This is a genomic window from Rathayibacter sp. AY1C1, assembly GCF_002932105.1.
Classification (GTDB): domain Bacteria; phylum Actinomycetota; class Actinomycetes; order Actinomycetales; family Microbacteriaceae; genus Rathayibacter.
This window is the reverse complement of record NZ_PSWH01000007.1, coordinates 11,748-29,681: the sequence shown is the minus strand read 5'-3', so window position 1 is coordinate 29,681 and position 17,934 is coordinate 11,748. Positions and strand designations below refer to the sequence as shown.

Genomic DNA, 17,934 nt, shown 5'->3' with positions numbered 1-17,934 from the left:
CGCTCGGAGCCTAGGACGGCCCGCCACATGCCGCCGAGAAGGGGGTCTCGGATTCCGCCGGCCACCGCCTGCGGATGGCCGCCATGCGACCGGCTATCGCGAGCAGCGCACTGAAACCCGCGCGCCGTCTGTCCGCGAACGTGTCCCGCTGGATGGAGAGGCTCAGGACGAGGACGGCCGAGAACCCGCGAAGGAGCTCCTCGGTCGTGCGTCCCTGCCGCCGAGGAGTCCCCACCCGGGCAGGACCATCGAGGGCTCGGACCGTCGTCGCCTCGACGAGCAGAGCTCGGAGTGCTGGGCGGGGGGCGGACGCTGGCGTCAGACGGAGCGAAGGCGGCGGTCGTCCGATGGACTGATCCCGATTGCGGATCGTGGTGCCCCTGGAGGGACTCGAACCCCCAACCTGCTCCTTAGGACGGAGTCGCTCTTCCATTGAGCTACAGAGGCTGGCCGAGCCAGTGTACCCGCCGTGCCCCGCCCCCCGCGAAGCGACGACAGGGCCCCACCACAACGCCAGCGAAGCACGCCACGGCCCTCGTCGCGGCGACTGCGCGGCACACCCCTCTTGACACGAAGGCCTCCCGCCTCCATGGTTAGCTACAACACCAACTAACCACCCAACCCAGCACCGAAGGAGCCCGCGTGGACGACTCCCGCCCGCTCTTCCTGCAGATCGCCGAGCAGATCGAGAACGACATCATCGACGGCGCGCTGCCGGAGGAGTCGCAGGTCCCGTCGACCAACGAGTTCGCCGCGTTCCACCGCATCAATCCGGCCACCGCCGGCAAGGGCGTGAACCTGCTCGTCGACGACGGGGTGCTCTACAAGAAGAGGGGGATCGGCATGTTCGTCGCCGAGGGGGCGCGCGACCGGCTGGTCGAGAAGCGCCGCACGCAGTTCCGCGACCAGTTCGTCGCTCCGCTGCTCGCCGAGGCCGCCAAGCTCGGCCTCAGCACCGAGCAGCTCGCCGACATGATCACAGAAGGGGGATCGCGATGAGCGCGGTCATCGAGGTCCACGACCTCACCAAGCACTACGGACGCATGCGCGCCGTCGACGGCATCGGCTTCGCGCTGGAGGAGAACCGCATCCACGGCCTCCTCGGCCGCAATGGCGCGGGCAAGACGACGCTGATGTCGCTGCTCACCGGCCAGGAGTTCGCCAGCTCGGGCGAGATCCGCGTCTTCGGGCAGTCGCCGGTGGAGAACGCCGCCGTCCTCTCCCGCACCTGCTTCATCAAGGAGAGCCAGAAGTACCCGGACGACTTCAAGGTGAAGCACGTCCTGCGCAGCGCTCCCTGGTTCTTCGACGGCTGGGACGAGGCGTTCGCCCGCGAGCTCGTCGAGGACTTCCGCCTCCCGGTCGACCGCAAGATCAAGAAGCTCTCCCGCGGACAGCTCTCGGCGATCGGAGTGATCGTCGGTCTCGCCTCCCGCGCCCCGCTCACGTTCTTCGACGAGCCGTACCTGGGGCTGGACGCCGTCGCCCGGCAGCTGTTCTACGACCGCCTCCTCCAGGACTTCGCCGAGCACCCGCGCACAGTCGTCCTCTCCACCCACCTCATCGACGAGGTCAGCAGCCTGCTCGAGCACGTCCTCGTCATCGATCAGGGCCGCCTCGTCGTCGACAGTGACGCGGAGGAGCTGCGGGGTGCTGCGGCAACGGTCATCGGACCCCGGCAGGCCGTCGAGTCGTTCACCGCCGGACGCGAGGTCATCGCCCGCTCCGCTCTCGGCAGCCGCGCCTCGGCCACGCTCCCCCGGCTCGACGACGCCGGCCGCGCCTCCGCCGCCCGCCACGGGCTCGAGCTCGAGTCCGTCCCCCTCCAGCAGCTCGTCGTCCAGCTCACCACCGGGAAGGCCTCGGAATGACCGCCCTCACCGGCGCCCCCGCGCGCCACGACACCGCCGCCGGCCGCCTCGGCAGCATCGTCCGCCTGCACTTCGCGAACCCCGCCACCATCCTCTACACGCCGCTGATCATCACGGCCGTCATCCTGGCGGGCAACCTGGTCGTCTGGTGGCTGATCCTCCGCGGGCTCGACTCCGGCGAGCGCCTCGAGGCGCAGGAGGGGATGACCTACTCCGGCGCGTCCTTCTTCCTCTTCGTCTACATGATGGTCGTGGCCGTCCAGTCGGTGAACGTCACCTTCGGCCTCGCCCTCGGCTACGGCGCCACCCGCCGCGACTTCTCCCTCGGCACGGCCCTCACCTTCGTCGCCCTCTCGGTCTTCTACACCGGCGTCTTCGTGGTCCTCGGGATCGTGGAGCGGGCGACCGACGGCTGGGGCTTCGGCGGCAGCTTCTTCCGCTCGATCTACTTCGGCGGGGACTCCGTGGGCGAGCAGGCTGTCGCGGTGCTCTGCGCCCTGCTCTTCTTCTTCTTCATCGGAGCGGCGACGGCGGCGGTCTACGTGCGCTGGCGCCAGCGCGGGATGCTGCTCTTCTTCGGGATCCTCGGCGCCCTCCTGCTGGCCGTGATCACCCTCCTCACGCTCACCGAGAACTGGCCCGCCGTCGGCTCCTTCTTCGGCAGCGTCGGATACGCGGGCGGCTACTCCCTCTCGCTCATCCCGACCGCGATCGCCGGAGTCGCGGGCTGGGCGATCCTCCGCCGCGCCACCCCGCGCAGCAGCTGACACCACCGCCCCCGATCCGGAAGGACCGACCATGACCGCCGCCGCCCGCCGCTTTGCCTTCCCGCGGAGGATCCTCTCCGTTCTGAGGCTCCACCTCGCCCACCCCGGGACGGTCCTCGGCTGGCCGCTGCTCGTCCTGCTCGCCGTCCTCGCCGGCAACCTCGTGATCTGGTGGCTCGTCCTCCGCGGGATCGGGGCCGAGCGGGGCGGCGGCGACTCGGGCATCCTCCTCGTGGGGCCGGGGATGCTGATCGTCGTCTTCCTCTTCATCGGCTCCATCCAGGCCACGACCGCCACCTTCGGGCTGGCGCTGAGCTACGCAGCGACCCGGCGCGACCACGTCCTCGGCAGCGCCCTCGCCTTCGCGGCCCTGTCCGTGCTCTGGTCCGCGATCGTCGTGGCCCTCGGGGCGATCGAGGAGGCGACCGGGGGCTGGTGGCTGGGCGGCGCGCTCTTCCTCGCCTCTCCCCTAGACGGCCCGTGGCTCGAGCGCTTCGTCGTCCTGCTCTGCTCGCTCCTCGCCGCCTTCGCCCTCGGCGGAGCAGCGGGCGCGGTCTTCCTCCGCTGGCGGGAGCGCGGAGTGACGGCCTTCCTCCTCGCCCTCGGAGCGGTGGCACTCGCGGTGGTCGTCGTCGTCGCTCTCGCCGGGGGCCGGCCGGTCGTGGCGGACGTCCTCGAGAGCGCGGGGACCGCCGGAGCCGCCGCTCTGCTCCTCGTCCCCGCCGCGCTCCTGACGGTGGTGGGCTCGCTGGTCCTCCGCCGGGCGACGCCGCGCGGCTGACCCCCTCCGGAGCCGGGCCTGCAAGGCCCTTCCGCCCCGGGCGTCCGGATGCCAGCGTGGACACATGGCCGACTCCCCCGCTCCGTCTCTCCTGCCCGTCCCCGAGCACAGCTGGATCGCCCGACCCGCCGACGCCGAGCTGACCCAGGACACTCTCGACACGGTCGACGCCTGGTGGCGCGCCGCGAACTACCTCGCGGTCGGGCAGATCTACCTGCTCGCGAACCCGCTCCTGAAGACCCCGTTGAGCCGGGAGGACATCAAGCCCCGCCTGCTCGGCCACTGGGGCACCACCCCCGGCCTCAACCTGATCTACGCGCACCTGAACCGCGCGATCCGCGAGCGCCGCCAGCCGACCCTCTACATCACCGGTCCCGGCCACGGCGGACCGGGCATGGTCGCCAACGCCTACCTCGACGGCACCTACAGCGAGATCTACTCCCACATCGACGAGTCGGAGGAGGGGCTGCGCCGCCTCTTCCGCCAGTTCAGCTTCCCCGGGGGCATCCCCAGCCACGCCGCCCCCGAGACCCCGGGCAGCATCCACGAGGGCGGAGAGCTCGGGTACGCGCTGAGCCACGCGTACGGAGCGGCCTTCGACAACCCGGACCTCCTGGTCGCGGCGGTCGTCGGCGACGGCGAGGCCGAGACCGGCCCGCTCGCCACCAGCTGGCACTCCAACAAGTTCGTGAACCCGCTCACCGACGGCGTCGTCCTGCCGATCCTGCACCTCAACGGCTGGAAGATCGCGAACCCGACCGTCCTCGCCCGCATCCCGCAGGAGGAGCTCGACAGCCTCCTCCGGGGCTACGGCCACGAGCCGTTCCTCGTCGAGGGCGGCTTCGACGGCGAGGACCCGATGCGCGTGCACGAGCGGTTCGCCGACGTCCTGGACACGGTGCTCGACCGCATCGCGGCGATCAAGGAGCGCGCCGCAGCCGGCGACCTCTCACGCCCGGCCTGGCCGATGATCGTGCTGAAGACCCCGAAGGGCTGGACCTGCCCGACCGAGATCGACGGCGTCCAGGTGGAGGGCACCTACCGCTCGCACCAGGTCCCGCTGCCCAACGCCCGCGACACCGAGGCGCACACTCGGCTCCTCGAGGACTGGCTCCGCTCCTACCGGCCCGAGGAGCTCTTCACCGAGGAGGGCGGCGTGGTCGACCGAGTCCGCTCGCTGGCCCCCGAGGGCGAGCTGCGGATGAGCGCGACCCCGCACGCGAACGGCGGGCTGCTGCGGCAGACCCTCGACCTGCCCGACTTCCGCCGCTACGAGGTCGTCGTCGAGCAGCCGGGTGGCACCGTCGCGGAGGCGACGAAGGTGCTCGGCGAATGGCTCGCCGACGTCATCCGCGCCAACCCGACCAACTTCCGCCTCTTCGGGCCGGACGAGGTCGCGAGCAACCGGCTGCAGTCCGTCTACGCCGCCACCGACAAGCAGTGGGACGCCGAGCTCAGCCCCCTCGACGACCACCTGGCCCGCGCCGGGCGGGTCATGGAGGTGCTCTCGGAGCACCAGTGCCAGGGCTGGCTGGAGGGCTACCTGCTCACCGGCCGCCACGGGCTCTTCACCTGCTACGAGGCGTTCATCCACATCATCGACTCGATGTTCAACCAGCACGCGAAGTGGCTGGACGGCACCCGCGACATCGAGTGGCGCCGCCCGATCGCGAGCCTCAACTACCTGCTCTCGAGCCACGTCTGGCGCCAGGACCACAACGGCTTCAGCCACCAGGACCCGGGCTTCATCGACCACGTCGTCAACAAGAAGCCCGAGGTCGTGCGCGTCTACCTGCCCTTCGACGCGAACACGCTCCTCTCGACCTACGACCACTGCCTCCGGAGCGTGGACTACGTCAACGTGGTCGTCGCCGGGAAGCAGCCCTCGCCCCAGTGGCTCACGATGGCGGAGGCGGTCGCCCACTGCACGCGCGGACTCGGCATCCTGGAGTGGGCGAGCAGCGAGCGGCAGGGCGAGTCCCCGGACGTCGTGCTCGCCTGCGCGGGCGACGTGCCGACCCTCGAGACCCTCGCGGCGGTGAGCATCCTCCGCGAGACGCTGCCGGACCTCGCGATCCGCACGGTCAACGTGGTCGATCTGATGCGTCTGATGTCGGAGTCGGAGCACCCGCACGGCCTCTCCGACCGCGAGTTCGACGCGATCTTCACCCCCGACCGCCCGATCGTGTTCGCGTACCACGGCTATCCGTGGCTGATCCACCGCCTGACCTACAAGCGGACCGGCCACGGCAACCTGCACGTGCGCGGGTACAAGGAGAACGGCACCACCACCACTCCCTTCGACATGGTGATGCTCAACGACCTCGACCGCTACTCGCTGGTGATCGACGTCATCGACCGGACCCCCGGCCTCGGCGCCCGCGCCGCCGGTCTCCGCCAGGAGATGCAGGACGCCCGCATCCGCGCCCGCGCCTACACCCGCGAGCACGGCGAGGACATCCCCGAGGTCGCGAACTGGACCTGGGCCGGCGAGCGCCCCGGCAACGCCAGCGCCAACACCGGCAACGACAACGAGTAACGCTGGGCCGCACCCGACGCCCCTCTCCTGACGGGTCGCGGTCGTGTCGCTGGCAAGGCGGAGGAGGAAGCGATACCGGCGGTATCGCGCCCGACGACAACGCCGCCAGCGGCGCGACCGCGGCCCGTCAGGCGGCGGGAGCCAGGTAGTCGTCCCAGTCGGGCTGCGTCCGCTCCGCGCCGCGCACGAGCCAGGAGCCGGCGCGCGGCATCCGGGGGACGGTGCGCAGACGCCATCCCATCTCGTGCGGGGTGCGGTCGCTCTTGACGTTGTTGCAGCGCTGGCAGCAGGCGACGAGGTTCTCCCACGTGTCCCGGCCCCCGCGCGACTTGGGCTGGATGTGGTCGATCGTCGCCGCGTGCTGACCGCAGTAGCCGCAGCGGTGGTTGTCCCGGCGGAGCACGCCCCGGCGCGACACCGGCACGCTCCGGCCGCTCGGGATGCGCACGTACCGGGTCAGCACGATCACCGAGGGCCGCACGTGGTCGCCGTGCGCGCTGTGCACCGGATTGCCCTCGTCCGCGGCGATCACGGTCGCCTTCTCCGTCATCAGCAGGACCAGGGCCCGCTTGAACGACACCACCGCGAGCGGCTCGTAGCCGGCGTTGAGAACCAGAGTGCGCATCAGTGACCTCCGTGCTGTCGCACGCCGTCGCGCGAAGGCGCCGCGACCACGAGCAAGGGCGCCGTCGTGATGACGGCGCCCTGCGAGGCCGCGGCGGAGTGCCGCGCGATGACGTGGAGTCGTATCCGCGTGTCGGAGGAGTGCACCGCCGCGGTGAGGACCCGCGCGCGTGTCGAATCGGCCGGCCGCACGCGCGAGCGCAGCCCCACGCTGTGGCGCCCGCTCCGCTCGGCCATCCCGGCACTCCGTCCCTCGACGAATCGATCCGCTCGCCACGCGAGCGGACTGGGGTTCAGGTTAACCCTTCACGCCCGGAACACCAGGGGTCGGTCCGGATTCGTCACGCGGCGTTCACACGGCGGGACGACGAGAGCCCGCCCCCTCCAGGAGGGGACGGGCTCTCGAGCGGATCGACCGGATCAGCCGTTGATGCGCACGATCCGGTAGTCGGAGGTCCACAGCGGCTGCACGCGGACGCTCGCGCCCTCGTAGGGCGCGTGCAGGATGTTGCCGTTGCCGGCGTAGAAGCCGTCGTGGCCGTCCATGATGACGAGGTCGCCGGGCTGCGCGTCGGCGAGCGAGACGGGGGTGCCCATGGCGCCCTGGCCCGCGGCCGAGTGCGGCATCGAGATGCCGTACTGCGCGAAGACGTACATCACGAAGCCGGAGCAGTCGAAGCCGCTCGGGTCGGCTCCGCCGAAGACGTAGGGCACGCCCTGGTACTGCATCGCCGTGTCGAACACCGCCGAGAGGCTGTAGCTGGTGGTCGGGGCGGCGGCCGCGATCTCGCTGGCCGAGGCGCCGGAGTAGGAGTTGAACTCCTCGGCGGTCTCGGCGCGCGCCTCGGCGACGTCGCTCGTGTCGACAACGGGCTCGGCGACCACGACGGGCTCGGGCTCCGGTGCGGGCGGCGGGGGCGCCGCCTCGGCCGAGAAGCCGTCTAGGGCGATCGCGGCCTGCACCACTCCGCCGTCGACGGCGACGGTCTGCGCGGAGCCCTGGCGGAGGAGGTCGGCTCGCGATGCCGCGAACAGGCCGTCGTCCTGGCTGCCCGGAGTGAAGGCGTAGGCGGGGAGCGCCATCGTCGCGACCAGCGCGCCGGCGAAGCCGACCATCGCGACCTTGCCGACGACACGGCCCCTGCGCTTGCGCGGGGTCCCGGCCGGCGACGGCACGAAGTCGGTGATGTCCGCGCGGCGGGCAGGAGCTGCGGGAACGGCGCGACGGGAGACGGGTGCGTCCCCGTGGATCCGGGCGCGGATGACCGGGGGCCGGTTCTCGAAGGTCGCGTCGCCGGAGCGGTCGGGGTGGTTGGAGCGGAACCGGTCGGGTGAGCCGGCGTCCTCGTTCGGGGTGAGGGGGTTCTGGGGCAAGGGGGAGATCCTCCGACGTCCCCTCAGCCCAGGCAGCTGTCCCGTCTCATGCACGAAGCATCGGTGTGCACAGGATCCGAGACGGGTGTGGGGGCGTCGGATCCCGCGCCCTGGGACCGAGGCTCGGCCGCAGGGCTCCACAGAGCGTAAGCGACCGTTACCGATTTGTCACCTTCTCGGCGGGAAGAGACCGCTCTCCCGTTCGCCTCCGGTCACCGGATGCGGTAAGGGCCCGTACGGGCCGCTCCCAGGGAGGCGCGGGGTCAGACGACGAGGAAGATGTGCGCCGCGACCTCGTTGGGCAGCTCGATGCCCGCCTCGGCTCCGTCGATGCGCGCGAGCACGTAGCCGTTGAGGGCCGAGAACTCGCCCTCGGCACCGGGCACGACCCCGGCCTGCTTGAGCTGGAGGAGGAGCTCCGGATCGACCTGCGCCGGCTCGCCGAGGCGTCGGACGACGCCGCGGCGGGGCTCGCTCGACCCCGCGACGAAGCGCGGCAGGCTGATGACGCCGTCGGCGAAGCGGGAGGCGGGGGTGTCGCCGAGCTCGTCCAGGCCCGGGATCGGATTGCCGTAGGGCGACTCCGTCGGGTGGTCGAGCATCTCGAGGAGACGGCGCTCGACCTGCTCGCTCATCACGTGCTCCCAGCGGCAGGCCTCCTCGTGCACGAACTCCCAGTCGAGCTTGATGACGTCGTGGAGGAGCCGCTCGGCGAGGCGGTGCTTGCGCATGACGTGGATCGCCTTGCGGCGGCCGTCGGAGGTGAGCTCGAGGTGGCGGTCGCCCGAGACGACGACGAGGCCGTCGCGCTCCATGCGACCGACGGTCTGCGACACGGTCGGCCCGGAGTGGCTGAGCCGCTCCGAGATGCGCGCGCGCAGCGGGATGATGTTCTCCTCCTCGAGCTCGAGGATGGTGCGCAGGTACATCTCGGTGGTGTCGATCAGATCCGTCATCTCAGCCTTCCCGTCTCGGCGCGCTCCACCCTAGTGGTCGCCACGACGCAGCATCGGCGCTGCGGCGCGACGCAGGCCTCCGTCGCTCGGAGGAGGGGTACGGGCCGGGAACCCTAGTATTAACGCATGCCGGACCTCACCATTCCTCGCGAGCTGCTCCCCCACGACGGACGGTTCGGCTGCGGCCCGTCCAAGGTGCGGCACGACCAGCTCGCCCACCTCGCGACGCAGGGCGCGCACCTCCTCGGGACCTCGCACCGCCAGGCGCCCGTCAAGGACCTCGTCGGGCGCGTGCGCGAGCACCTCGCCTCGCTGTTCCGCATTCCCGAGGGATACGAGGTCCTGCTGGGCAACGGCGGCTCGACCGCCTTCTGGGACGCCGCGGCCTTCTCCCTCATCGAGCGCCGCGCCGAGAACCTCACGTTCGGCGAGTTCGGCCAGAAGTTCGCGGCCGCCGCCTCCGCGCCGTTCCTCGAGCCGGCCCACGTCGTCTCCGTCCCCGCGGGGTCCCGGAGCGAGGTCGAGATCGTCGAGGGGATCGACGTGTACGCGTGGCCCCACAACGAGACGAGCACCGGAGTGATGGCCCCGGTCCGCCGGGTCCGCGGCGACGAGGGCGCGCTCACCGTCATCGACGCCACCAGCGCGGCGGGCGGCATCGACGTCGACATCGCCGAGGCCGACGTCTACTACTTCGCCCCGCAGAAGAACTTCGCCTCCGACGGCGGACTCTGGTTCGGCCTCTTCTCCCCCGCCGCGATCGAGCGGATCGAGCGCATCGCGGCGAGCGGCCGCTACATCCCCGAGTTCCTGAGCCTCAAGAACGCCGTCGACAACTCGCGCCTGAACCAGACGCTGAACACTCCGGCGCTCTCGACCCTCCTGCTGATGGAGTCGCAGCTCGAGTGGATGAACGCCTCGGGCGGCCTGGCCTGGGCGTCGGCGCGCACGGCCGAGTCCTCCTCCGCGATCTACGACTGGGCCGAGGCCTCGAGCCTCGCCACCCCGTTCGTCGAGGTGCCCGAGCACCGCTCCCAGGTCGTCGCGACCGTCGACTTCGACGCCTCCGTCGATGCCGCTCTCGTCGCGAAGATCCTCCGCGCGAACGGGATCGTCGACACGGAGCCGTACCGCAAGCTCGGCCGCAACCAGCTGCGCGTGGCGACGTTCGTCGCGATCGAGCCGGACGACGTCCGCTCGCTGCTCGGCTGCATCGACCACGTCCTCGAGCGCCTGGCGGTCTGAGGCACGCCATGCGGCTGTGGCTGCGCGAGGAGGAGCGGCGGCCCGCGCCGCCGCCCTACGCGAGCGACGACGCGACGGCTCTGCTGGTCGGGTGCGTCGTCTGGGCGGTCGCGCTCGTGGCCGTGCTCGTGGCGACGGCCGTCGGAGCCGTCATCGAGCCGGTCGTCCTGTCGACCGTCGTGATCGGACTGGTCCTCGGCACGATCGGGCTGTTCTACAGCCGCAACCGACGCTAGACCGCGTCGGTCTCCATCCGGAGTCCGGTGCCGTCGGCCTCGGGCTCGAGACGGACGCGCAGGCCGGTGAACTCGCCGAGGCGCTCGACGTGGGTGCCGCCGCACGCGATCGCGGCGTCCCCCGCGGGGAGGGTACAGCGCCATGTCCGCCGCGTGCTGAGGAGGTCGTCGTCGCGCTCGATGCGCACCTCCGCGTCGGAGGCGATCCACTCGGCGAGGAGGGCGTCCACCCGCTCCTGCACCTCGAGGATCTCCGCCAGCAGGCGGGCGGTGTCCATCCCGCTGCGTCGGAGGGACTTGCCGAGGCTGTAGACGTCGGTGGAGCCGGACTCGCGGATCCGCGAGGTCTGGATCGCCGCCTGGTCGAAGTCCGGGTTCCCGAGAGCGTCGGTGCGCGCCGGCTTCGACCAGAACGAGGCCAGAGCGGCGTTCAGGGCGAGGGAGGCGAGGTGGCAGGCGGTGTGCCCACGGGAGAGCTCGTGCCGGTGCTCCGCGTCGACCTCGACGTCGACCTCGTCGTCCACGTGGAGTGAGGAGGCGTCGTCGACGATGTGGACGACGACGAAGCTCCACTCCGGAGTGCCGAGCCGCGCCGGGAGCCGCTCGCCGACGTGCAGCTCGCCGCCCTGCCACGCCCCGATGCGGCAGTCGATGAGGGGATGCCGCTCCCCCGCCACGACCAGCGCGCCGCGGTCGGGCCCCTGGTCGGGCCAGGTCGGGTCGACGGGGTGAGCGGCGGTCGCATCGAGGACGACCGCCCAGCGGCCGTCCTCCAGCGGGCCCACGTGCTGCACGCGCCCGGAGGAGCGCACGGCGCCGTCGGGATAAGCGATGCGGGTGTCGGAGTCGATGCTCATCGGGCGGCGCCGGACCGGATCAGCGGCGACGTCGACGGCGACGGGTCGTCGGGGCGGGAGCGGGCTCGGGCTCGACGTCGTCGGAGTCCTCGTCGTCGGAGTCGTCGTCCGGGTCGTCGGAGTCGTCCTCGTCCGAGTCCTCGTCGTCCGAGTCGTCGTCGTCGCCCGCGTCCTCGTCCTCGTCGGAGTCGTCGTCCGACTCGTCGTCGAGGTCGTCTTCCTCGGCGTCCTCGAGCTCGTCGTCGTCCGCGTCCTCGACCTCCTCGCCGAGCGCGTCCTGCGCGGTCTGGTAGTCGGCGAGACGCACGGACCACGGCACCCAGTCCGGAGCGAGGACCGCGCCCTCGCCCGGCAGCAGCTCGACCTCCAGGACGTTCACGTCCTCGGTCTCGTCGATCCGGGACAGCGTCGCCGTCCACAGCCAACCCGGGTACCCGCGCATGAGGTTCGCGAACTGCAGCGACACGACGTGCTCGCCCTGCGCCAGAGTCGTGACCAGCTCGCCGATCGTCCCCTCGGGGGCGATCTCGGCGAGCGCGGCGCGCGCGACATCGAGAGACCCCGCGAGCACGGCGTCCGCCTCGTAGACGGGCTCGGGAGCCTCGTCCGCGGCGGCCTCGTCCGCCTCCCCCGGGGAAGCGTCGTTGTCGGCCTCGGAACGGTCGTCGGCGACGGGGGCGGAATCCTCAGCAGAAGTCGCATCCTCAGCAGAAGTCGCATCCTCAGCAGGAGCCCCGTCCTCAGCAGGAGCCGCATCCTCAGCAGGAGCCGAGTCGTCAGCAGGAGCCATGTCCTGAGCAGGAGCCGAGTCCTCAGGTGTTCCCGCGTCGTCAGCAGGAACCGCATCGTCAGCAAGGGCCGCGTCCTCAGCAGGAGCCGGCACTGCAGCAGAAGCCGTGTCCGCGCCGGGAGCCCCCGCCTCAGCGGCGACATCGTCGGCCGGAGGAGTCTCCTCCGCAGAGGCGGAGTCCTCGCCAGGAGCCTCGGGTACAGGGAGGGCGGCGTCGCTCTCACCCTCGCCGGAGGGAGCCTCGTCGACAGGAGCCGCCTGGTCAGCGTCGGTCTCCTCGTCGGCTCCGCGCGCGTCCTCAGCGGAGGAGTCAGAATCGGCGGGAGTCGCCTCGGGCTCGGCGCCGGAGACGCCCTCTCCCGAGGACTGCTTAACGCGAGCGTCCTCCGTGGTCGGAGCGGCGACGGTCTCCTCGACCGGGCCCTGCTCGTCGGTCGTGCCGTCGGCGTCAGGCATCCAGCTCGTCCGCAACCCGGCGCAGGAGCGCCGCGATCGTGCGCCCGTGCGCCTTGTCGGGGTAGCGGCCGCGCTTGAGCCCGGCGCCGATCCCGTCGAGCAGCTTGACCGTGTCCTCCACGATCACGGACATGTCGTCCGCGGACTTCCGGTTGAGCTTCACCAGGCTCGGCGGAGCGTCGAGGACGCGCGCCGAGAGCGCCTGCGCCCCGCGCTTGCCGTCGGCGATGCCGAACTCGAGGCGGGTGCCGGCCTTGACCGCGGTCCCGGAGGGCAACGCGGAAGCGTGCAGGAAGACCTCCTGGCCGTCATCAGTGCTGATGAAGCCGAAGCCCTTCTCCTCGTCGTAGAACTTGACCTTGCCGGTAGGCATGCAGACCCCTCCTGGAAATGAAGCAGCCATCAGTTTAGTCGACCGGGGCCGCCCTATCCTTGACGAGTGAAGCCACAGGAGCCGGCGGGCGTCGGACGCGCGGAGCGCACGCTCGCCTACATGTTCATCGCGATCGTCGTCGTGACGGTCCTCGCGTTCCTCGCGATCCTGGTCGCCTTGGTGCTCGGGGTACAGAAGATCGGCCCGTTCTGGCAGTTCGTCTTCGCCGTGCCGCTGGTGGGCCTGCCCATCGCGTTCCTCATGATGATCGCGATGCTCATCGTGGGGGTCCGGCGCCGCCGCGCGCAGTCCTGATCGGACGCGGTCTCCTCCTGCCGCACCGCCTCCGATCCGGCGTTCCCCGCCGCCGAGCCGGCACCGAGCGCCCGGACAACGGACTCCCAGACTCCGTACAGCCGACGGCCAGATACTGTCCTGCATGGACGGACCCCGCATTCTCATCGTCGACGACGAGCCCAACATCAGAGACCTGCTCACCACGAGCCTCCGCTTCGCCGGCTTCGCCGTGCGTGCGGTCGGCAACGGGGCCCAGGCGATCTCGGCGGTCCTCGAGGAGGAGCCGGACCTGATCATCCTCGACGTGATGCTCCCGGACATGAACGGATTCGGCGTGACCAAGCGCCTCCGCTCGGCCGGATACACCTCCCCCATCCTCTTCCTCACGGCGAAGGACGACACCGAGGACAAGATCACGGGCCTCACCGTCGGCGGTGACGACTACGTCACGAAGCCGTTCAGCCTCGACGAGATCGTCGCGCGCATCAAGGCGATCCTCCGCCGCACCATGCACGCCGAGGAGGACGCGGTCATCCGGGCCGGCGAGCTGACGATGGACCAGGACACGCACGAGGTCCTCGTCGGCGACGAGCCGGTGGAGCTCAGCCCCACCGAGTTCAAGCTGCTCCGCTACCTGATGCTCAACCCGAACCGGGTGCTCAGCAAGGCGCAGATCCTCGACCACGTGTGGGAGTACGACTTCAACGGCGATGCGGGCATCGTCGAGTCCTACATCTCGTACCTGCGACGTAAGCTCGACACGCATTCGGAGGAATCGCTCATCCAGACCAAGCGAGGATTCGGATACATGCTGAAGGTCGCGAAGGCCTAGCCTCCGCCACCTCGGCGCCACCTCCCGCCGGAGGCGCGGCGCCCGCCGATCCCGAGGGAGTTCCACCGCCATGCACCAGGGTCTGGCCGAGCGGTGGAACTCCATCTCGTTGCGCACCAAGATCACCGCGGTCACGGTCCTCCTGCTCACGCTGGGACTCCTCGTCTCCGGGATCGGGACGATGACGATGCTGAAGCCGCAGCTCGTCGCCCAGCTCGACGCGCAGCTGGCCGACCAGGTCCAGCGGACGGCGAGCGACCTCTCCGTCAACGACCTCGCCGCGATCGACGAGTCGAAGGCCGATTTCGGCGCCGTCTACGACCAGTACGGCACGCTCGACAACACGAACGCGTCCGGCGCGGCCGACCCCGCCTTCCCGCAGACCTTCACCCTCGAGCAGGCGCTGCAGGGCGGCGACAAGCCGATGGAGATCTGGAGCTCGAACGGCAAGGTCGAGTACCACGTCATGTCGACGGTGTTCACGAGGGGCACCGAGTACCAGACGCTCCTGCTCGCGGTGTCGACCCGCAGCGTCGACGTCATCATGACGACGTACCTCACGATCTTCCTGGGCTTCGGAGTCGCGATCGTCGTGATCGGCGCACTCCTCACCCGCCTGCTGGTCACCACCACCTTCGCCCCGCTGCGCGAGGTCGAGCAGACCGCTGCCGCCATCGCGGACGGCGACTTCAGCCAGCGTCTGGACGGTACGACGCCCAACACCGAGGTCGGGCGCCTCAACCGCTCCCTGAACGCGATGCTCGGGCGGATCGACTCCGCCTTCCGCGACCGCGCCCGCACGATCGACCAGATGCGCCGCTTCGTCGGCGACGCCAGCCACGAGCTGCGCACGCCGCTGGTCTCGGTCCGCGGCTACGCCGAGCTGTACCGGATGGGCGCTCTGCAGACGCCCGAGGCCGTCGGCCAGGCGATGGAGCGCATCGAGAAGGAGGCGATCCGGATGGGCGGCCTGGTCGAGGACCTCCTCGAGCTCGCCCGCCTCGACGAGACGAAGCCTCTCGCACTCGCGCCCGTCGATCTGATGCCGCTCGCCCGCGACGCCGCGATGGACGCGATGGCCTCCTGGCCCGACCGCGACTTCGGCGTCGAGATCCGCGACGACACCCCCGTGGAGACGCCCGCGCTCGAGCCCGACGAGGCCGGCGCCTCCGCCACTCAGACCATGGAGCTGACGAACCCCGGGCTCACCGGCCCGATCGCCGCGGCAGGAGCGAGGCTCGCCCGATTCCGCCGGCGTCCGCGCCGGGTCAACGCCGAGGAGATCGCCGCCGGCACCGCCACCGCCCCCGAGGAGCCGGGCGTGCCCGCGATGGTGATGGCGGAGGAGAACAAGATCCGCCAGGTCCTGACGAACCTGATCGGCAACGCCGTCCGCTACACGCCCGAGGACACTCCGATCGAGATCGGCGTCGCCGTCGACCGCTCCCGCCGCCTCGCCCTGCTGGAGGTCATCGACCACGGCGAGGGCATCCCGCCGCAGATCCGCGAGAAGATCTTCCAGCGCTTCTGGCGCGCGGACACGTCGCGGACCCGCGAGACCGGCGGCAGCGGCCTCGGACTGGCGATCGTGTCCTCGATCGTCGCCGCGCACAAGGGCCGCGTGGACGTCGTCGAGACGCCGGGCGGAGGCGCGACCTTCCGCGTCGCGCTGCCGTTGCTCACGGTCGGCCAGAACGGCGAGACCTCCCCCGCCTCGGTCTGATCCGCACCGCGGTCCGTCCCTCCTCGGGGGCCCCTTCGGTCCGGGCTCTCCCGTCGACGTCCGCGAGCGGCACGGATCGATCGGCCCGGGGCGACCGTGACCTCGCGCACCCGGCGCTCACGGCCGCGCGCAGCTCACTCTCTCCTCTTGGGGACCACCGGGCGGCGAGCCCGCCCGGACCGCTGGAAATGAGGCCCGACGCTCGACGGATGCCGCGTCGCCGGATCCTGCGGAGTCGCCGTCCGCATCCGTTCCGCCGAAGACATCTCCGCCCTGACCCCGGACGTCGCGACCCGCACCGGCGCCTTCCACGCGCTTCCGGTGCCGGTGTCCGCTGAGGAGACCGAGGCGGCGCGGAGGGCGGTGCCACCGCAGGAGGACCGCCGTTGTGGTTGCGGAGCGGATCCAGGACCACCTGCCGGTGGGGCCGCCCGCTACTCGGTCAGATGCCTCCGGAAACGCCGAAGGCGGCTCCCCCGGAGGGGAACCGCCTTCTGCGTGGTGGGGGGCCTGGACTAGAAGTCCATGCCTCCGGTGGGGTCGCCGCCCGCAGCGACCGGGTTCTTCTCGGGCTTGTCGGCGACGACGGCCTCCGTGGTGAGGAAGAGACCGGCGATCGACGCCGCGTTCTGCAGAGCGGAGCGCGTGACCTTGACCGGGTCGATGATGCCCGCGGCGATGAGGTCGACGTACTCGCCGGTCGCGGCGTTGAGGCCGTGTCCGGTGGGCAGCTCGCGGACCTTCGCAGCGACGACGCCGGGCTCCATGCCCGCGTTGAGGGCGATCTGCTTGAGCGGGGCGTCGATGGCGACCTTGACGATGTTCGCGCCGGTCGCCTCGTCTCCGACGAGCTCGAGCTTCTCGAAGGCGAGCTTGCCGGCCTGGATGAGGGCGACGCCACCACCGGCGACGATGCCCTCCTCGACGGCGGCCTTCGCGTTGCGGACGGCGTCCTCGATGCGGTGCTTGCGCTCCTTGAGCTCGACCTCGGTCGCCGCCCCGGCCTTGATGACCGCGACGCCGCCGGCGAGCTTCGCGAGGCGCTCCTGGAGCTTCTCGCGGTCGTAGTCGCTGTCGGTGTTCTCGATCTCGCCGCGGATCTGCGCGACGCGGCCGGCGATGGCCTCGGCATCGCCGGCACCCTCGACGATCGTGGTCTCGTCCTTGGTGATGACGACCTTGCGGGCCGAGCCGAGCAGGTCGAGGGTGACGTTCTCGAGCTTGAGGCCGACCTCCTCGGAGATGACCTGGCCGCCGGTGAGGATCGCGATGTCCTGGAGCTGCGCCTTGCGACGGTCGCCGAAGCCGGGGGCCTTGACGGCGACCGACTTGAAGATGCCGCGGATCTTGTTGACGACCAGGGTCGCCAGCGCCTCGCCGTCGACGTCCTCGGCGATGATCAGCAGCTGCTTGCCCGCCTGGATCACCTTGTCGACGACCGGGAGCAGGTCCTTGATGTTCGAGACCTTGGAGTTGACGATGAGGATGTAGGGGTCCTCGAACACCGCCTCCTGGCGGTCGGGGTCGGTCACGAAGTACTGCGACAGGTAGCCCTTGTCGAAGCGCATGCCCTCGGTGAGCTCGAGCTCGGTGCCGAAGGTGTTCGACTCCTCGACGGTGACGACGCCCTCCTTGCCGACCTTGTCGATCGCCTCGGCGATGATCGCGCCGATCTCGGGGTCCGCGGCGGAGATGGAGGCGGTCGCCGCGATCTCCTCCTTGGTCTCGATCGCCTTCGCGCCGGCGATGAGCTCGGCGGTGACGGCCTTGACGGCCTTCTCGATGCCCTTCTTGAGGCTGATCGGGTCGGCGCCGGCCGCGACGTTGCGCAGGCCCTCGCGGACGAGCGCCTGAGCGAGGACGGTCGCGGTGGTGGTTCCGTCGCCGGCGACGTCGTCGGTCTTCTTGGCGACCTCCTTGACGAGCTCGGCGCCGATCTTCTCGTACGGCTCGTCGAGCTCGATCTCCTTGGCGATGGAGACGCCGTCGTTCGTGATGGTGGGAGCGCCCCACTTCTTCTCGAGGACGACGTTGCGGCCGCGCGGGCCGAGGGTCACCTTGACCGCGTCGGCCAGAGTGTTGAGTCCACGCTCGAGGCCGCGGCGGGCTTCTTCGTCAAAAGCAATGATCTTGGCCATGTGTGTTTCTCGTCCCTCCCGGACGTCGTGAAATGTCTGTGCTGGCACTCGACCGGAGCGAGTGCCAAGGTCGAT

General features: G+C 70.8%; 17 protein-coding genes and 1 tRNA gene. 10 read left to right on the top strand and 8 right to left on the bottom strand.

Going from position 1 to position 17,934, the window contains the following annotated elements:
• Positions 1 to 372: 372 nt before the first annotated feature.
• Positions 373 to 447: transfer RNA gene (locus tag C5C71_RS05055), tRNA-Arg, on the bottom strand.
• A gap of 195 nt (positions 448 to 642) precedes the next feature.
• Here C5C71_RS05055 and C5C71_RS05050 point away from each other — a divergent pair.
• The 5 genes from C5C71_RS05050 to C5C71_RS05030 all read left to right on the top strand — a co-directional run bounded on the left by C5C71_RS05050 (position 643) and on the right by C5C71_RS05030 (position 5,958).
• Positions 643 to 999 carry a GntR family transcriptional regulator gene (locus C5C71_RS05050; RefSeq protein WP_104224613.1) on the top strand — a complete coding sequence of 119 codons (357 nt, stop codon included), beginning with the start codon at positions 643 to 645 and terminating at the stop codon, positions 997 to 999.
• Positions 996 to 1,871: an ABC transporter ATP-binding protein gene (locus C5C71_RS05045; RefSeq protein WP_104224612.1), complete on the top strand. Its 876-nt coding sequence runs from the start codon at positions 996 to 998 to the stop codon at positions 1,869 to 1,871. Before C5C71_RS05050 ends, C5C71_RS05045 begins: the two co-directional genes overlap by 4 nt.
• Positions 1,868 to 2,638 carry an ABC transporter permease gene (locus C5C71_RS05040; protein WP_104337249.1) on the top strand — a complete coding sequence of 257 codons (771 nt, stop codon included), beginning with the start codon at positions 1,868 to 1,870 and terminating at the stop codon, positions 2,636 to 2,638. Before C5C71_RS05045 ends, C5C71_RS05040 begins: the two co-directional genes overlap by 4 nt.
• 31 nt (positions 2,639 to 2,669) lie before the next feature.
• A complete protein-coding gene (locus C5C71_RS05035) occupies positions 2,670 to 3,419 on the top strand; it encodes a hypothetical protein (protein ID WP_104337248.1) in 750 nt (249 codons plus the stop codon).
• A 64-nt stretch (positions 3,420 to 3,483) separates the two neighbouring features.
• Positions 3,484 to 5,958, top strand: a complete 2,475-nt coding sequence (locus C5C71_RS05030; RefSeq protein ID WP_104266882.1) for a phosphoketolase — start codon at positions 3,484 to 3,486, stop codon at positions 5,956 to 5,958.
• Between the two features lie 127 nt (positions 5,959 to 6,085).
• Here the strand turns inward: C5C71_RS05030 and C5C71_RS05025 are convergent, their stop codons facing one another.
• From C5C71_RS05025 to C5C71_RS05010, 3 genes are all read right to left on the bottom strand, one after another.
• Positions 6,086 to 6,583, bottom strand: coding sequence for an HNH endonuclease (locus C5C71_RS05025; RefSeq protein ID WP_104224608.1), 498 nt, complete (start codon positions 6,581 to 6,583; stop codon positions 6,086 to 6,088).
• Positions 6,584 to 7,002: 419 nt separating this feature from the next.
• On the bottom strand, positions 7,003 to 7,956 hold the full coding sequence (locus C5C71_RS17745) for a C40 family peptidase (protein ID WP_258068652.1): 954 nt from the start codon (positions 7,954 to 7,956) through the stop codon (positions 7,003 to 7,005).
• 263 nt (positions 7,957 to 8,219) lie between these two features.
• Positions 8,220 to 8,912: a metal-dependent transcriptional regulator gene (locus C5C71_RS05010; RefSeq protein WP_104224606.1), complete on the bottom strand. Its 693-nt coding sequence runs from the start codon at positions 8,910 to 8,912 to the stop codon at positions 8,220 to 8,222.
• 126 nt (positions 8,913 to 9,038) lie between these two features.
• Here C5C71_RS05010 and serC point away from each other — a divergent pair, with 126 nt between their 5' ends.
• Complete coding sequence (serC, locus tag C5C71_RS05005; protein WP_104337246.1) at positions 9,039 to 10,157, top strand: phosphoserine transaminase; 1,119 nt, start codon at positions 9,039 to 9,041, stop codon at positions 10,155 to 10,157.
• Between the two features lie 8 nt (positions 10,158 to 10,165).
• Positions 10,166 to 10,393 (top strand): DUF2530 domain-containing protein, encoded by a 228-nt coding sequence (locus C5C71_RS05000; protein WP_104224604.1) that lies wholly within the window; start codon positions 10,166 to 10,168, stop codon positions 10,391 to 10,393.
• Here C5C71_RS05000 and C5C71_RS04995 read toward each other — a convergent pair.
• The 3 genes from C5C71_RS04995 to C5C71_RS04985 are packed head-to-tail and all read right to left on the bottom strand — an operon-like array spanning position 10,390 to position 12,869.
• Positions 10,390 to 11,250, bottom strand: coding sequence for a metal-dependent hydrolase (locus C5C71_RS04995; protein WP_104337245.1), 861 nt, complete (start codon positions 11,248 to 11,250; stop codon positions 10,390 to 10,392). The genes C5C71_RS05000 and C5C71_RS04995 overlap by 4 nt on opposite strands.
• A gap of 19 nt (positions 11,251 to 11,269) precedes the next feature.
• Positions 11,270 to 12,496 carry a DUF3027 domain-containing protein gene (locus C5C71_RS17890; protein ID WP_258068650.1) on the bottom strand — a complete coding sequence of 409 codons (1,227 nt, stop codon included), beginning with the start codon at positions 12,494 to 12,496 and terminating at the stop codon, positions 11,270 to 11,272.
• Positions 12,489 to 12,869 (bottom strand): cold-shock protein, encoded by a 381-nt coding sequence (locus tag C5C71_RS04985; RefSeq protein ID WP_104224602.1) that lies wholly within the window; start codon positions 12,867 to 12,869, stop codon positions 12,489 to 12,491. The genes C5C71_RS17890 and C5C71_RS04985 overlap by 8 nt, the downstream gene beginning before the upstream one ends.
• Before the next feature lie 66 nt (positions 12,870 to 12,935).
• Between C5C71_RS04985 and C5C71_RS04980 the strand changes: the two genes are divergently transcribed.
• The 3 genes from C5C71_RS04980 to C5C71_RS04970 all read left to right on the top strand — a co-directional run bounded on the left by C5C71_RS04980 (position 12,936) and on the right by C5C71_RS04970 (position 15,721).
• Complete coding sequence (locus C5C71_RS04980; RefSeq protein ID WP_258068648.1) at positions 12,936 to 13,184, top strand: hypothetical protein; 249 nt, start codon at positions 12,936 to 12,938, stop codon at positions 13,182 to 13,184.
• Positions 13,185 to 13,308: 124 nt separating this feature from the next.
• Complete coding sequence (locus C5C71_RS04975) at positions 13,309 to 13,998, top strand: response regulator transcription factor (RefSeq protein WP_055787731.1); 690 nt, start codon at positions 13,309 to 13,311, stop codon at positions 13,996 to 13,998.
• 70 nt (positions 13,999 to 14,068) lie between these two features.
• Positions 14,069 to 15,721, top strand: a complete 1,653-nt coding sequence (locus tag C5C71_RS04970; protein ID WP_104337244.1) for a HAMP domain-containing sensor histidine kinase — start codon at positions 14,069 to 14,071, stop codon at positions 15,719 to 15,721.
• A gap of 515 nt (positions 15,722 to 16,236) precedes the next feature.
• Here C5C71_RS04970 and groL read toward each other — a convergent pair.
• Entirely contained in the window at positions 16,237 to 17,859 is a 1,623-nt protein-coding gene (gene groL, locus C5C71_RS04965) for a chaperonin GroEL (protein WP_104224600.1), read from the bottom strand.
• Positions 17,860 to 17,934: the final 75 nt, after the last annotated feature.

Bases quoted from the DNA above. Each gene is read 5' to 3' on its own strand.
- C5C71_RS04995 (WP_104337245.1), bottom strand. From the start codon at position 11,250: ATGAGCATCGACTCCGACACCCGCATCGCTTATCCCGACGGCGCCGTG.
- serC (WP_104337246.1), top strand. From the start codon at position 9,039: ATGCCGGACCTCACCATTCCTCGCGAGCTGCTCCCCCACGACGGACGG.
- C5C71_RS05030 (WP_104266882.1), top strand. From the start codon at position 3,484: ATGGCCGACTCCCCCGCTCCGTCTCTCCTGCCCGTCCCCGAGCACAGC.
- C5C71_RS05035 (WP_104337248.1), top strand. From the start codon at position 2,670: ATGACCGCCGCCGCCCGCCGCTTTGCCTTCCCGCGGAGGATCCTCTCC.
- C5C71_RS05045 (WP_104224612.1), top strand. From the start codon at position 996: ATGAGCGCGGTCATCGAGGTCCACGACCTCACCAAGCACTACGGACGC.
- C5C71_RS04975 (WP_055787731.1), top strand. From the start codon at position 13,309: ATGGACGGACCCCGCATTCTCATCGTCGACGACGAGCCCAACATCAGA.
- groL (WP_104224600.1), bottom strand. From the start codon at position 17,859: ATGGCCAAGATCATTGCTTTTGACGAAGAAGCCCGCCGCGGCCTCGAG.
- C5C71_RS05025 (WP_104224608.1), bottom strand. From the start codon at position 6,583: ATGCGCACTCTGGTTCTCAACGCCGGCTACGAGCCGCTCGCGGTGGTG.
- C5C71_RS04970 (WP_104337244.1), top strand. From the start codon at position 14,069: ATGCACCAGGGTCTGGCCGAGCGGTGGAACTCCATCTCGTTGCGCACC.
- C5C71_RS05040 (WP_104337249.1), top strand. From the start codon at position 1,868: ATGACCGCCCTCACCGGCGCCCCCGCGCGCCACGACACCGCCGCCGGC.
- C5C71_RS17890 (WP_258068650.1), bottom strand. From the start codon at position 12,496: ATGCCTGACGCCGACGGCACGACCGACGAGCAGGGCCCGGTCGAGGAG.
- C5C71_RS05010 (WP_104224606.1), bottom strand. From the start codon at position 8,912: ATGACGGATCTGATCGACACCACCGAGATGTACCTGCGCACCATCCTC.
- C5C71_RS05000 (WP_104224604.1), top strand. From the start codon at position 10,166: ATGCGGCTGTGGCTGCGCGAGGAGGAGCGGCGGCCCGCGCCGCCGCCC.
- C5C71_RS04985 (WP_104224602.1), bottom strand. From the start codon at position 12,869: ATGCCTACCGGCAAGGTCAAGTTCTACGACGAGGAGAAGGGCTTCGGC.